The organism is Nitrospirae bacterium YQR-1 (genome assembly GCA_039908095.1).
In the GTDB taxonomy this organism is placed as follows: domain Bacteria; phylum Nitrospirota; class Thermodesulfovibrionia; order Thermodesulfovibrionales; family Magnetobacteriaceae; genus Magnetomonas.
The window spans coordinates 26,562-41,171 of the sequence record JAMOBJ010000012.1 but is presented as its reverse complement, the minus strand read 5'-3'; the positions used below and the strand labels follow the sequence as shown (position 1 = coordinate 41,171).

Sequence of the window (14,610 nt, the reverse complement as noted above, 5' to 3'; positions counted from 1 at the left end):
AAAATACGATACAAAAATTCAGAAGGAAAGAAGTTGAAAACATGAAAATCTGCGGTGTAATTTTGGCGGCCGGGCTGGGAAAGAGGATGAATTCTTCTCAGCCGAAAGTGCTGCACAGGATTTTAGGTAAACCCATGATTAGCTACTCGATGGATTGTTTGTCTGAAACGTCCAATGTTGAGAAAACCGTTGTTGTAATATCGCACCACACGGAGGGAATTAAAGACATTGCAAAAGACGGTTCAGTGGAGTTTGTTTATCAAAAAGAACCACTTGGTACGGCAGATGCCCTTAAGGCAGCAGTTAATAGTATTAATGACTCATATGACCTGATAGTGGTTGTTACCGGAGACACTCCACTTATTAAAAGTAAAACTTTAGAAAATGTTATAAAATTCCATGTAAATAAAGGAAATGATCTTACAGTTGTTACCTTTGATGCCTCAGTGCCGGCAGCATACGGGCGTATTGTAAGAAGCATGGTGGATAACGAAATCAGCCGGATTGTTGAGCACAACGACGCCTCAGAAGAGGTTAAAAGCATTACCGAGGTAAACAGCGGATTTTATGTTATTAGTTCAGCTGTTATGCCGCTTCTTGAAAAAATCGGGAAAAATGAAAAAAACGGTGAGTATTATTTAACCGACATAGTGGAATTATCCATAAAGGAAAAGCTTAAGACAGCCGCTTTTAAAGCCGATAACGAAAAGGAGTTTTTAGGAATAAACTCAAGGCAGGAACTTTTAACGGCACAGAGGGTTATGCAAAGAGATATAGCGGAACTTTGGATGGGAAACGGAGTTACGCTTATGGATATTGATTCGGTGTTTATCTCCCCCGGTGTTACAATAGGAAAAGACACTGTTGTTTATCCAAATGTGGTGATTGAGGGGGATACTCACATAGGCTCAAACTGTACGATTTATCCAAATGTAAGGCTTCTCGACACGGTACTGGAAGATGGAGTTGTAATTAAAGACTCAACTGTGGTGGAAAAGTCAAAAATTCTCACAGACTCCGCCATAGGGCCGTTTGCCCATATAAGGCCCGGCTCAGTGATAGGCCCAAAGGGTAAGATTGGGAATTTTGTGGAGATAAAAAACTCCCAAATCGGCTATAACTCCAAAGCCTCACATCTGACCTACATCGGGGACTCTGAGCTTGGTACGGATATAAACATTGGGGCAGGGACGATAACGTGTAACTATGACGGTAAAAACAAGCACAAAACGGTCATCAAAGACGGAGTTTTCATAGGAAGCGGCACACAGCTTGTAGCCCCTGTGACAATTAATAAAAATGCCACGGTAGGGGCCGGTTCCACAATAACAAAAGATGTGCCTGAGGATACCCTTGCCGTAGCCCGTAGTAAACAGCAACACATTGCCGGCTGGACGTTAAAAAAGCGCCCGGCTAAAGGGGAATAATCCATGTGTGGAATAATAGGATACATTGGCAAAAACAATGCAGCCGGCCTGATTTTAGACGGCTTGAAAAAACTTGAATACAGAGGATACGACTCTGCCGGCCTGGCCTATATAAATACGGAGAGCAAGATGGAGATAGTCCGGTGTAAGGGAAAAATAAACGAGCTTGTCAATAAGGTTAACCAGTTAAAACCTCAGAGCTGTGTGGGCATAGGGCATACCAGATGGGCAACTCACGGCTCTCCGACTGAAAATAATGCTCATCCCCACAGAGTGGGGCCTATTGCAATAGTTCACAACGGAATTATAGAAAACTTCATAGAACTCAAAAAAGAACTCTTAGACAAGGGTATTACATTTAAATCCGACACCGATACCGAGGTAATCTGCCACATTATAAACGGTTACTATGAGAAGGATGTATCACTTGAGGATGCCCTTAGAAAATCTATAAAACGTTTAAACGGCTCCTACGCCCTAAGTGTGCTCAGTGAACGACAACCGGAAAAAATAGTATGCGCACGTAAGGACAGCCCGCTTGTAATAGGGCTTGGTGACGGCGAGTATTTTGCAGCCTCCGATGTGCCGGCTTTTTTAAGCAGCACGAGGGACGTTGTTTTCATGGAAGACGGGGATTTGGCAATTTTAACCAAAGATGCTGCTTCAATTGTTAACTCAGACGGTGCCCCCGTCCACAGAGAGCCTGTAAAAATTACGTGGAGCTCTGCAATGGCTGAAAAAGGCGGCTACAAACATTTTATGCTCAAAGAGATATTTGAACAGCCCAGGGCAATTGCCGACACAATAACGGGCAGGGTCAACTCCGATGCAGCTAAGGTTAACCTCTATGAGTTTGGCCTGACAGCCGTTGAATTAAAAGACATAAAAAAGGTCTTTATAAGCGCCTGCGGTACATCATGGCACGCCGGTCTCTGCGGCAAGTATATGATTGAGTCACTGGCGCGTGTTGCCACTGAGGTGGATATATCCTCGGAGTTCAGGTATCGCAAACCCATAATAGGGAAGGGGGATTTGTTTATTTCCATAACCCAGTCCGGTGAAACGGCGGATACTCTTGCCGCCCTGAAAGAGGCTAAGAAGTGTGGAGCAAGAACTTTAACTATCTGTAACGTCGTTGGAAGCACTGCATCAAGAGAGTCCGATTACGTGTTTTATACCCATTCGGGGCCTGAAATAGGAGTAGCCTCAACTAAGGCTTTTGTGACTCAGTTAGTTTCCTTGTATCTTTTTGCCCTTTCCCTTGCCCCTAAACACACAGATACAGCCGGATTGATAAAAGACCTGCTTCATTTGCCTGTGTTGTTTGAGCACATTTTGCTCATGGATGCAGAGATTGAGAAACTGGCACGCTCCGTCCATAAGTCAAATGACTTTCTTTTCCTAGGCCGGGGGATTCTCTACCCGATAGCTCTTGAGGGTGCACTTAAGCTTAAAGAGATTTCATACATCCACGCCGAGGGTTATCCTGCCGGTGAGATGAAACACGGCCCTATTGCCCTTATAGACGACGGGCTCCCTGTGGTTATTCTTCTGTCAAAGGATTCCCTTTACGAAAAAGTCTTAAATAATATTGAAGAGGTTAAATCCAGAGGAGGCAGAACCATTGTTGTTTCCAATTATGATGATCCTTATGTTAAAGCCATGGCCGATAGTTTTATCTCGGTACCATTTTCAAATACCTGTTTAAATTCTGTGCTTATGACTGCTCCCTTGCAGCTCCTTGCGTATCATATAGCAGTTATACGGGGCTGTGATGTGGACCAGCCGAGGAATCTTGCAAAAAGTGTAACAGTTGAATAGATTATGACACGGCATAAAACATTGCAAAGTTATTACTTAATTTGCTATAATCCAAGGAGTGGACTTTATGTTTGAGCATTTATCTGTTGATAAGTTAAACCCTAAGCAGGGTGCGGCTATCGAGCATATGGAGTCTCCAATTCTTGTGCTGGCCGGAGCCGGAAGCGGTAAGACTCAGCTCATAACTCATAAGTACAGCCATCTGTACAAAAAAGACAAGCAAAAGTACGAAAACATGCTTGCCATCGCCTTCTCCATCAAGGCAGCCAATGAGATGAAAAGCCGGATATCGTACATTGTCTCGGAGGACCTGGAAGAGGCATGGATAGGTACTTTTTATTCCCAATGCAGCAGAATATTGAGAGAAGAGCGGTCGAGATTATCTGTAAAAGGGGATTTTGTTATCTATGACAATGATGATCAGTGCAGGTTGATAAGACATATCCTTAGTGATATGAAACTCTATGAGGCTCTGTATAAGGGGGTGCTTTCTAAGATAAGTTGTTTTAAGTCATCCCTGCTTATGCCTGAGGATATTTTATCCTCCACCAATAATTTTGATTTTGATGAAAAACTGATTAAAGTATATGTTCGTTACCAGGATGAAATGGCAAAGTCCGGTGCTCTTGATTATGACGATCTCATTATTTACACTATAAAGCTATTTGAGGAAAACCCCGACATCTTAGAAAAATACACAAACCTGTTTAACTATATCATGGTTGATGAGTTTCAGGACTCGACTTATTCCCAGTACTATTTGTTAAAAGTTTTATCTGAAACAAACAGACATATTCTTGTTGCCGGAGATGATGACCAGACTACTTATAAGTATAAGGGGCTTGAGAGTGAGAACATATTAAACAGATTTGAAAAGGATTTTCCCGATGCCATGGCGATAAACCTTGAGCAGGCATATCGTTTCACAAAGAACATTCTTGATGTATCACACAGTATAATAGAAAAAAACAGAAACAGAAAAACCAAACCGCTTTGGACTGAAAAGGCGGCTGGTGAAAAAGTCTGCCATTACTGGTTTATTTCGGAAGAGGATGAGGCTAAGTATATAGCAAAAAACATAAAGGACCTTTACCTCAAGGGTAGTTATGTGTTTGGAGATATAGCAATACTGTACAGGGTGCCGTTGCAGTCAAGAGTAATAGAGGATGCCCTGAAAAATGAGAGAATTCCTTTTAGGGTATTAGGCGGTACAAACTTTTACCAGAAAAAAGAAATCAAAGACATAATATCGTATCTGAGGTTGATAGTCAATTCCGATGATAACGTAAGTATAAGGAGAATAATAAACCTCCCGGCACGGTCAATTTCAGCAAACACCATTTCTAAACTTGAACAGGAAGCTAAAAAAGAGGGAATCAGTCTCTATGCTTCTATGCAAAATGTTTGTAATGCCAAAGGGTTGACGGCACAAGTTAAAGAAAAACTTAAATCTTTTGTCTCCCTTCTTGACACTCTTTCCAGCTCTGAAGTCCACACCGTCTCAGACGGCATTAAGCTAATCGGCACACTGACCGGTTACATAGAAATTCTTGATGAAAACGAGCTAAGTGAGATAACGGAGTTGATGTTTGCAAACGGCAACATGCCTCTGATGGATTTTCTCGACATGGTGGCCATATCAACAACAAACAACAACGACACCGCAATTAAGAGTGCCATCACTCTGACAACCCTCCACAATGTAAAAGGGATGGAGTTTCCTGTAGTGTTTATAACCGGCCTTGAGGATGGGCTGATTCCATACTTTAAGGCCACTGAATCAGAAGAGGAGCTTGATGAGGAGAGAAGGCTGTTTTATCTGGGCATGACAAGAGCAAAGGATATATTGTTTATGACGGGGGCACGCAGGCGGAGGCTTTATGCAAGGTTTCAGGAACAGGAACCGTCCCGTTTTCTTAAAGACATACCAAAGGACTGTTGTCTGTGGCTTGAAAAAAATGCAATCCCTGCAAGCAACTCGGCAAAGGCCCCTGAGGGCAAAAAAGAGCCGGTTGAATTTCCGTACAATTCCGGATGCAGGGTGAAACACCCTAAGTGGGGCATAGGGGTGGTGAGGGACTGTTACGGCGAGGAAAATGACGTAAAAGTGACGGTTAATTTCCCACAGGTTGGTATAAAGAGGCTTGCGCTGAAATTTGCCAACTTAGAGAAAATATGAGAGGTGGAGAACATTGGGTATAACAACCGGTGACGTAAAACACATAGCAGCGCTTTCCAGGCTGAAATTAGATGCCGATGAGCTTGAAATATTTGGAAAGCAGTTAAACGACATCTTGCTCTATGTTGAAAAACTAAACGAACTCAACACAGACGGCATAGAGCCCACCTCGCACGTTATCCCCTTAATGAATGTGTTTCGGGAAGACATCGAGAGAGATTCCATCGCCTTAGAGGACGCCCTTTCTAATGCGCCGGATAGAACCGGTAATTTCTATAAAGTGCCGAAAATTATAGAGTAGGTGGTGTAGTATCAGCCACGAATTGAAAATGGCCTTCTCGTATGAACAATACCAAGTTGCATTCATTCGATTAGCTTTGTTGGTTTCGTCGAAAGCTCAGAGACTGCTCTCCGCCTGAAGATGAAAAAGCTATGAAAGTGGTTATTTTGGCAGGGGGGCTTGGCAGCAGGCTCAGTGAAGAGACTGAGTTTCGTCCAAAACCTATGGTGGAGGTTGGAGGAAAACCCATTTTATGGCATATTTTAAAAATATATTCTCACTACGGTTTTAACGATTTTATTATTTGTCTGGGTTATAAGGGTTATGTAATTAAAGAGTATTTTGCTAACTATTTTCTCCATCTGTCAGATATTACTATCAACTTGATGAACAACAGTATCGAAATTCTTGACTCTACAGCTGAACCATGGAAAATCACCCTGATAAATACGGGCCTGGACACAATGACCGGAGGCAGAATTAAACGCATCCAAAAGTATATAGGAAATGAGACATTTATGCTGACATACGGAGACGGGGTATCTGATGTCAATATAAACACCCTCCTTGAATATCACAAAACCCATGCCGGCTATGTTACGGTAACTGCGGTGCAGCCTGTCGGTAAATATGGTTTGTTACAGATAGATGACGCAAGCATGGTGAATTCTTTTTCCGAAAAGATTAAGGGAGACGGTGGATGGATAAATGGAGGATTTTTTGTATTGGAACCTCAGATTTTTGATTTTATTGACGGAGACGACACTGTTTGGGAAAAAACACCGCTTGAGAATATTATAAAGGAAAATAAAATGGCAGCCTATAAACACACAGGCTTCTGGAAGTCAATGGATACCCTGAGGGATAAGATTGAACTGGACACTCTGTATAATTCCAGGGACAGATTATGGAAAGTCTGGGGAAAATAGTTTTTTATGGCGTTTATTAAAGAGCGAAATATCAACATGAGCACGCCGTAGAGATATTATGGAAATGGACGCAGGTACAGTTGTTGCTCTCAGGGACGTAGGCGGGGGGAATAATCAAAGGACAGTGATTATTGCCAATACACTTAATGACACGGAGTTTTTAGGATTCCCTGTATTGCCTTCGGAATCTGTTGTTAATGGAAAATGGGAATTTGAGATAAGAGGGGACGACTGTGGGCTTGAAAATTCATTAAATTTGAGGATACCGGTTTCAAAACCTTTCTCACTTTTTCTCAACAGTATCGCCGGTATATACGGCAAATTGAAACCGGCATTGTTAGATGAGCTTTTACGAATGTTTGTCAGGTTCTCATCGCAAACGCATTATAGTGCTTTAAGGCCTGTTGAGAGCGGGCAGCTGCCGGATTATATTTCAGCATCAGGGAAAGTGTTAGGTGAGACGGAGCTGTTTAATATGATAGATGCTTCACTGGATATGTGGTTAACCACGGGCAGATTTAATGATTTATTTGAGAAGAAACTTGCCGGGTTTTTAGGAGTAAACCACGTCCTTACGGTTAACTCCGGGTCATCGGCTAATTTATTGGCACTGTCGGCCCTGACATCCCATAAGCTGGGACACAGGCGGTTAAAGCCTGGTGATGAGGTAATAACGGTTGCAGCATGTTTTCCGACAACGGCAGCCCCTATAGTACAAAATGGATTAATTCCGGTTTTTGCCGACATAGAGCTTCAGACATATAACATTGATGCAGCGCATATTGAGGACTGCATATCGGAAAAGACAAGGGCGGTTTTTTTAGCCCACACCCTCGGCAACGCATTTAATCTGGATAAGGTGCTGGAAATCTGCAACAAGTACAATCTATGGCTTATCGAGGACAACTGCGATGCCCTGGGTACTAAGTATAATGGTAAGTTTACCGGCACGTTTGGCCACATATCAACATTTAGTTTTTACCCCGCACACCATATCACTATGGGAGAGGGTGGGGCGGTTGCCACAAACGACAGGGAGATTTACAGGATCCTTACCTCTTTCAGGGACTGGGGAAGAGATTGCTGGTGTCCTACCGGAGGAGATAATACATGTGGGAAGAGGTTTGACCGGAGATTTGGGAGCTTGCCTGTTGGATATGACCACAAGTACGTATATAGCCATCTGGGATATAATCTTAAGATAACAGACTGGCAGGCCGCAACAGGGCTTGCACAACTCAATCGCCTGCCTGGGTTTATAGAGAAAAGAAAAAATAATTTTAAACAATTATATGATGATTTGACAGGCTTTGGAGATTATCTGTTGCTGCCTGAGGCCACTTTCGGCTGTGAGCCAGCATGGTTTGGTTTTCCTGTCACCGTAAAAAATAATGGGAAGTGTAACAAGTTAAATCTTGTAAAATATTTAGAATCACATAGAATTGGAACAAGGGAATTATTTGCAGGAAATCTGTTAAGGCAACCGGCATTAACAGATGCTGATGTGTTGTTAAGAGTGTTGAATTCCGGGGTTATCTCATCTGCGAAGTTATCGGAAAAGTACCACCAACTGCTTCCTAATACAGATGTTGTCATGAAAAACAGTTTTTGGATTGGCCTGTGGCCCGGGATAAAAACATCCTCAATTAATTACGTTACAGAGGTGTTCGGAAAATTCATATCAGGGCTTGGTTAATTGGCCGGAGGCAGCGATAGTGTTAGATATTAATAAAACAAAAAATATCTGGTTACTCTATATAATGATAAAGATCAGGCGTTTTGAGGAAAAAATCGGACAGTTGTACCCGCAGCGTAAAATCCAAACACCGATACACTTGTGTATAGGGCAAGAGGCGGTGGCAGCCGGCGTATGTGCACACTTAAACAGGGAAGATTACATATACAGCACGCACAGAAACCACGGACACTGTATAGCAAAAGGCATGGACATACGCTATTTGACGGCGGAGCTGTATGGAAAGGCCACGGGATGTTCAAAAGGCAAGGGCGGCTCTATGCACATAACCTCATTTGAAGACGGTATTGCCGGTACATCGGCAATAGTGGCCGGTTCAATTCCACTGGCTGTGGGCTCGGCTTTGGCATTTAAAATGAGAAAAGAAGCACGTGTTTCCGTAGCTTTTTTCGGAGACGGCGCAGTGGATGAGGGAACTTTTTGTGAGAGTTTGAACTTTGCATCTCTGAAGAAGCTACCTGTAATATTTGTTTGTGAGAATAATTTTTATGCCGTCAATTCGCATCAAAAGATTCGTCATGCTAACCCTGATATAGCCGCTGTTGCAAGGCACTATAATATGGCTGGTGTTCAAATTGACGGCAACGACGTTCTAAGCGTTTACGATAAGATGGAACAGGCTGTAAAGAGAGCAAATGCCGGAGACGGCCCAACTCTGATAGAGTGTATTACGTATCGCTGGAGATGTCATGTCGGTCCGGAGTATGATTACGAAAAAGGCTGCCGCCCTGAGGAAGAGCTGCAGGAGTGGCTGGAGAAGTGCCCGATTGATTTTTACAAAAAGCTTCTTTTAAAAAAACAACTGATAAGTGAACAAGAGGTCAGTGAGATGGAAGCCCATATAAACAACGAAATAGAGGACTCTTTAGAGTTTACAAAAGCAAGCCGGTTTCCGGATATCAGTCAGTTGTACGAGGATGTTTACTATAGAGGAAATAAAAACTAATGCCATGGACAAAGGTTCATTTAGACAATAAAGAACTGCAACATATACCAGGGCTGAGAACTATAACCTATGCCGATGCAGTAAAGGAAGCACTCAGATGGATGCTTTCAGAGGACCCGTCGTTTTTTATAATGGGTGAGGGGGTGGATGACCCTGGTGGAGTATTTGGGACTACCACGGGGCTTGCACAAGAGTTTGGATGTGAAAGAGTCATGGATATACCCATAGCGGAAAACGCAATGACGGGGGTTGCCATAGGGGCTGCAATAGCAGGGATGAAACCGCTGTTTGTGCACATAAGAACGGACTTTCTGCCTATGTGTATGGACCAAATCATAAACCATGCAGCCAAGTGGTACTATATGACGGGGGGCAGTGTAAATGTGCCCCTTGTGATAAGAAGTCTGATTGGTAGGGGATGGGGCTCGGCCGGCCAGCATTCTCAGGCTTTGCATGGTCTTTTTACTCAAATACCCGGGTTAAAAGTTCTCATGCCTGCGACCCCCTACGATGTAAAAGGATTATTGATTTCTGCTGTTAAAGACGGCAACCCTGTGATGTTTTTTGAGCACAGATGGATTTATGATTCTCTGGGATATGTGCCTGAACACCCATACGAGGTACCCATCGGGCAAGGTATCGTGCGCAGAAAGGGCACTGATATAACCGTAGTGGCAATATCTCACATGGTTTATGACGCTATGAGGGCTTGTGGGATGTTATCGGCGGAAAATATAGAGGTGGAGCTGATAGACCCCCGTTGCTTAAAACCTCTGGATGAGGAGCTGATATGCGAATCCGTCAAAAAAACCGGGAGACTGGTTGTTGCTGATGTATCATGTCCTTATGGCGGGGCAGGGGCTGAGATTGCTGCAATGGTTGCCGATAAGGCTTTTAAGTACTTAAAAGCCCCGATTAAAAGAGTTAACTTTCCTGATGTGCCAACCCCTGCATCCGGGCTGCTTGAGGAGGCCTACTATCCTGATGCCGCCGACATAATCAAAACCATAAAAGAATTATTATAATACAGGCAGCGGTCAATGAAAAAAGCAGAAATTGCAATACTGGGCGGCACCTCACACATTGCAAAGGGACTGATACACAGTTTTCTTAGTCTTCACAGAGGAGAGTTTTTTTTACACCTTTATACAAGCTCATCCGAGAGAGTCCGCCGCTTTCTTGACGCTACAGGAAAATCAGCTGAGCCGGACTATATCATTCATGAGGGTTATAGTGATTTCACAAAATGTTCATATGATGTTGTAATAAACTGTGTTGGTGTGGGAACTCAGGGCAAGCTCCAGGGTGATTACACTAAGTGGTTTATGATTACCGAGCAATATGACAATATGGTAATTGAGTATTTACGTGACAGAGCTCCCGATGCTGTTTATATTAATTTCAGCAGCGGGGCTGTTTATGGTAATTTTTCGACACCCTCGGAGGAAAACACTATGTACTGTATCCGTATCAATCGTATTGCCCCGGGGGATTACTATGGTATTGTTAAACTCTACACTGAGTGTAAGCACAGATCTTTTGAAAACCTCAACATAGTTGATCTCAGGGTATTTTCCTATTTCAGCAGGTTTATTGACCTCAAGGACGGCTATTTTATAACCGATGTGCTGAACTGTGTTTTGAATAAAAAGGTTTTAGTTACAGACACTGTGGACATTGTCCGCGATTACGTTGCCCCTGAGGACCTTTTCGCATTAATACTAAGATGTATGGCAGTTGGGAGAATAAATAAAGCATTGGATGTAATCAGCGCAAAGCCTGTACAAAAGTCAGAGATTCTTGAGTATTTTTCACAGAAATATGGATTAAAGTATGAAACCGGTTCCTCGTTGTGTCAGGTTAGTGCAACCGGAGCTAAAAATATTTACTTTTCAACCTATAACAATGCGGCTGCTATAGGTTATAAGTCTGCACTAAGTTCTATGGATGCCGTCAAACGGGAATCGGAGCATATTTTGAGGAGTTTAACCGGAGATTGAACAGTTGTTCCATAAAAATTGACGCCGGATACCGTCATATTTTATAATAGAGCGCTTAGCGGATGAGAAAAAAATGAAACTTATAAGCATACTGACGCCTTGTTTAAATGAGGAGGAAAATGTTTGGGAGCTTTATACTCAGGTAAAGGGTATTTTTGACACTCTGCCGGATTATACTTATGAGCACATATTTATAGACAATGCCTCCACAGACGGGACAGTAGGTGAACTTAAGAAGATAGCTGAGTCTGACAAGAGAGTAAAAGTAATAGTTAATACCAGAAACTTTGGTTCATCCAGGTCATGTTTTCATGGAATAATGCAGACAACCGGAGATGCCGTAATAATTCTGGTAGCCGATTTACAGGACCCGCCCGAGATGATTCTTCAATTCATAAAGAAATGGGAAGAGGGGTACAAGATGGTAATAGGGGTGATGACTGAGCGGCGAGAGTCCCGCATTATGGTTTTTATCAGAAATTGCTACTATAAATTGTTGGCGTTAATCTCAGAAACCAGGTTATACAACTCTTTTACAGGATTTGGATTATACGACAGAACGGTAATAGAAATTTTGCGGCAAATGGATGACCACATTCCGTATTTCAGGGGTATGGTGGCGGAGACGGGGTTTGAACCGGCTGTGATAGAGTACATTCATCGCAAGAGGGAGAGGGGGAAATCCAAAGAAAATATATTTGCCCTGATTAATATTGCACTTTCCGGTATAACAGCCCACTCAAAGTTGCCTCTGCGAATTACCACTTTTTTAGGCATTTTTGGGGCTACGGGTAGTTTAGTTGTGGCTCTGTTTTACTTTGTTTACAAATTGCTTTACTGGAATTCCTTTAGTGTAGGGATAGCACCGGTGGTTATAGGGCTTTTCCTTTTTATGTCTATACAATTGATTTTGATTGGTATAATTGGTGAGTATGTCGGATGGATATACATGCAGGTACGAAAAAGACCTCTGGTTGTGGAAAGACAACGTATAAATTTTTAGATAATTCCAATTCTAATTCAAAAGTATAACGAGGCGGCAAGGAACAAGCGACACAGACGTACTGTTTTGTACGTAGAGGAGCTTGTGACGAAGCCAACAAAGTTAGACAAATGAATTAGAATTGGAATAAGCTACTACACTATGCCCCATACCAAGTAGTCTTCAGACAGGCAAAGACGCAAATATTTTCACAACAATACCACAAGTCTTTGCTGTCCGTTGCTACCTGCCCCCTAAAATCTCATAGTGACAGTATAATTTAACTTAACCTCACCGTCTTTGGGGACCTCTATCGCAAACTCCAAAAGATTGCTTTCCGCTTTTTTATAATTGTGGGAATTATTCAGGACTTTCCACTGCCCGACAACAGGTTCAAGAACACGTACCCTGACGTCTTCCTTCTTATGGTTTTTTAAAATTATCTCAAATGAAGCCTCATATGTATCCCACTCAAGTTTTTTCCAGTTGGTCTGCTTACGCACTCCGGTTATGTCAAAGGCATCCCCCATTTTTACTCTGATCTTTTCGTCTTTAGGTGAGTGATCTATCGAGTCCTCTCCGATAAACTGACGGCTGCCGTCACTGTCAGCCTTATAAACCCTCACAGTGCCCTTGGGGATGGGAATTCCAAGATTATTTTCCTTGCGGTTATCTATTTCAATATAGACCCCTATTTTATCTTTAGGAAGCGCATCTTTGTACAGATTTCTAAAATAATGAGGCTGTCCACGGAAAACAAAATCCTTATGTACGCTAAGGTTATCTTCCTTTAAAAGGCGTATCTGCTTGATCTGATTGTTCTTTATGGTTGATGGTGTGTTAAGAGTATAGATGTGGTACTCAAACAATCCCTCCTCTTTAAATGAAACAGTGGCTGATTCGGCATGGGCTGCCGCCGCCTTATAAGCAAGCGCATCTCTGCGCGCCGTGTCCGTTACACGGTTAACATCCCCTGCAACGAGTTTTAACTTTGCATGGTTATAGTCGGTGCCGCTTCTGTTGTCAATAGTTACCCAGCCGGTTAAGCCGGCATGGTTGTCTTTTTCGTTTAACAGCAGCACGTAGTCGGCACGCCAGGTTATACCGTTTGTCAGATATGTAACCTCTACCTTTTGGCCTGAGGCTCCATCATTATTTAACAGCCACTGAAGGGTAGGTTTGGCTATAAGATTTTCAGGCAGTTTCGGAAAGATTATCCGGCCCGGATGACCATAGGTTATCTCATCCCCAATTCTATACACAGGCACGCCGCCGTTATTTGAAAGCACTGTGGCCTTCACTACCTCATCCTTGTCGGTGTAGTAGTTTTTATAGTAGAGCTTAACCTCTTTGCCGACATACTTATCAATGAGCTTCTGAGGTGTAAGGAGGTCATATTCATAATTCTGCTCCAGCACGGAAAGAACCTTCTCACCTGAGGGGGTATGAATGCTTACACTTTGCGGGATTATCTCAGCGGCTACATCCATATAACTTAACAGCACCCTGCCGGTTGGTAGTTTTAATACCCGTTGTTCTTTAACTAGCCCCAGGTTGACGTTATAAACTGTAAGGGCTACAGACTTCTGTTCCTCAACTGTGGAGTACGCACGTGTCACTTCCGTCTCAGCGTAGCTCAAAACCGCTGTTGCTAAAATAATGATGAAAGATATGTAAGAGAAGAGTTTCATTCTCCATTTACAACTCTCTCTCACAAGAGGGCTTGCCCCCCTGAGTCTTTCCTGTCGTTGCTTTGACGGTTTATCAGCAGAGTTGAACATCTCTGTTAACCCGCTATCTCAAGGGTGGAAAAGAAATACGGAATTTCAAAAGAGGCCGACTCAGCCGAATCTGAACCATGTACTATGTTTCTCTCAACATCTGAGGCAAAATCTGCCCTGATTGTATTAGGTGCGGCATCTTTTGGATTGGTTGCTCCCATTAACTCACGCACTTTCTCTATAACCTTATCTCCCTCAACTACCATAACAACCACAGGTCCCTCAGACATAAAAGCTGTTAATTCACCATAAAACGGCCTGGCTTTGTGCACTATATAAAACCCCTCCGCCTCTTTTTTAGACATGTGAATCATCTTCAGAGCAACTATTTTAAAGCCCTGTTTTTCAAATCTTCCGATCACTTCCCCTATCAGGTTTTTCTTAACACCGTCCGGCTTGACTATTGAAAGCGTTCTCTGCATCTGTATTCTCCTTTATGTTTTTATTTAAATTATTATGGAATTATATATATAACTCCCTTTTTGGAAACATATTCCCAGCGGTGTTGA

At 42.8% G+C, this 14,610-nt stretch carries 12 protein-coding genes; 10 read left to right on the top strand and 2 right to left on the bottom strand.

From position 1 onward, the window contains the following. Positions 1–41: 41 nt before the first annotated feature. The 10 genes from glmU to H7844_07715 all read left to right on the top strand — a co-directional run bounded on the left by glmU (position 42) and on the right by H7844_07715 (position 12,341). Entirely contained in the window at positions 42–1,427 is a 1,386-nt protein-coding gene (glmU, locus tag H7844_07760; GenBank protein ID MEO5357177.1) for a bifunctional UDP-N-acetylglucosamine diphosphorylase/glucosamine-1-phosphate N-acetyltransferase GlmU, read from the top strand. 3 nt (positions 1,428–1,430) lie between these two features. Further along, positions 1,431–3,248, top strand: coding sequence for a glutamine--fructose-6-phosphate transaminase (isomerizing) (gene glmS, locus H7844_07755; protein ID MEO5357176.1), 1,818 nt, complete (start codon positions 1,431–1,433; stop codon positions 3,246–3,248). Positions 3,249–3,315: 67 nt separating this feature from the next. Continuing rightward, positions 3,316–5,427 (top strand): DUF3553 domain-containing protein, encoded by a 2,112-nt coding sequence (locus H7844_07750; GenBank protein MEO5357175.1) that lies wholly within the window; start codon positions 3,316–3,318, stop codon positions 5,425–5,427. Positions 5,428–5,440: 13 nt separating this feature from the next. Continuing rightward, positions 5,441–5,728: an Asp-tRNA(Asn)/Glu-tRNA(Gln) amidotransferase subunit GatC gene (gene gatC / locus H7844_07745; GenBank protein ID MEO5357174.1), complete on the top strand. Its 288-nt coding sequence runs from the start codon at positions 5,441–5,443 to the stop codon at positions 5,726–5,728. Positions 5,729–5,859: 131 nt separating this feature from the next. Next, entirely contained in the window at positions 5,860–6,636 is a 777-nt protein-coding gene (gene rfbF, locus H7844_07740; protein MEO5357173.1) for a glucose-1-phosphate cytidylyltransferase, read from the top strand. Positions 6,637–6,694: 58 nt separating this feature from the next. Continuing rightward, a complete protein-coding gene (gene rfbH, locus H7844_07735; protein ID MEO5357172.1) occupies positions 6,695–8,332 on the top strand; it encodes a lipopolysaccharide biosynthesis protein RfbH in 1,638 nt (545 codons plus the stop codon). A 19-nt stretch (positions 8,333–8,351) separates the two neighbouring features. Beyond that, positions 8,352–9,338, top strand: coding sequence for a thiamine pyrophosphate-dependent dehydrogenase E1 component subunit alpha (locus tag H7844_07730; GenBank protein ID MEO5357171.1), 987 nt, complete (start codon positions 8,352–8,354; stop codon positions 9,336–9,338). Then, the gene (locus tag H7844_07725) at positions 9,338–10,363 is read left to right on the top strand and encodes an alpha-ketoacid dehydrogenase subunit beta (GenBank protein ID MEO5357170.1); all 1,026 of its coding nucleotides are present in this window, start codon (positions 9,338–9,340) and stop codon (positions 10,361–10,363) included. Before H7844_07730 ends, H7844_07725 begins: the two co-directional genes overlap by 1 nt. A gap of 15 nt (positions 10,364–10,378) precedes the next feature. Continuing rightward, positions 10,379–11,338 carry an NAD-dependent epimerase/dehydratase family protein gene (locus tag H7844_07720; GenBank protein ID MEO5357169.1) on the top strand — a complete coding sequence of 320 codons (960 nt, stop codon included), beginning with the start codon at positions 10,379–10,381 and terminating at the stop codon, positions 11,336–11,338. A gap of 73 nt (positions 11,339–11,411) precedes the next feature. Then, positions 11,412–12,341 carry a glycosyltransferase family 2 protein gene (locus tag H7844_07715; protein MEO5357168.1) on the top strand — a complete coding sequence of 310 codons (930 nt, stop codon included), beginning with the start codon at positions 11,412–11,414 and terminating at the stop codon, positions 12,339–12,341. 233 nt (positions 12,342–12,574) lie between these two features. On the opposite strand, the gene H7844_07710 is transcribed toward H7844_07715, so the two are convergent. Both H7844_07710 and ndk read right to left on the bottom strand, forming a co-directional pair. Further along, on the bottom strand, positions 12,575–14,035 hold the full coding sequence (locus tag H7844_07710; GenBank protein MEO5357167.1) for a DUF4139 domain-containing protein: 1,461 nt from the start codon (positions 14,033–14,035) through the stop codon (positions 12,575–12,577). A gap of 71 nt (positions 14,036–14,106) precedes the next feature. Next, positions 14,107–14,523, bottom strand: a complete 417-nt coding sequence (gene ndk, locus H7844_07705) for a nucleoside-diphosphate kinase (protein ID MEO5357166.1) — start codon at positions 14,521–14,523, stop codon at positions 14,107–14,109. Positions 14,524–14,610: the final 87 nt, after the last annotated feature.

What these genes read in the sequence shown, in the direction of transcription:
- glmU (MEO5357177.1), top strand. Translation starts at nt 42, where the DNA reads ATGAAAATCTGCGGTGTAATTTTGGCGGCCGGGCTGGGAAAGAGGATG.
- glmS (MEO5357176.1), top strand. Translation starts at nt 1,431, where the DNA reads ATGTGTGGAATAATAGGATACATTGGCAAAAACAATGCAGCCGGCCTG.
- rfbH (MEO5357172.1), top strand. Translation starts at nt 6,695, where the DNA reads ATGGAAATGGACGCAGGTACAGTTGTTGCTCTCAGGGACGTAGGCGGG.
- H7844_07725 (MEO5357170.1), top strand. Translation starts at nt 9,338, where the DNA reads ATGCCATGGACAAAGGTTCATTTAGACAATAAAGAACTGCAACATATA.
- H7844_07715 (MEO5357168.1), top strand. Translation starts at nt 11,412, where the DNA reads ATGAAACTTATAAGCATACTGACGCCTTGTTTAAATGAGGAGGAAAAT.
- rfbF (MEO5357173.1), top strand. Translation starts at nt 5,860, where the DNA reads ATGAAAGTGGTTATTTTGGCAGGGGGGCTTGGCAGCAGGCTCAGTGAA.
- H7844_07750 (MEO5357175.1), top strand. Translation starts at nt 3,316, where the DNA reads ATGTTTGAGCATTTATCTGTTGATAAGTTAAACCCTAAGCAGGGTGCG.
- H7844_07720 (MEO5357169.1), top strand. Translation starts at nt 10,379, where the DNA reads ATGAAAAAAGCAGAAATTGCAATACTGGGCGGCACCTCACACATTGCA.
- ndk (MEO5357166.1), bottom strand. Translation starts at nt 14,523, where the DNA reads ATGCAGAGAACGCTTTCAATAGTCAAGCCGGACGGTGTTAAGAAAAAC.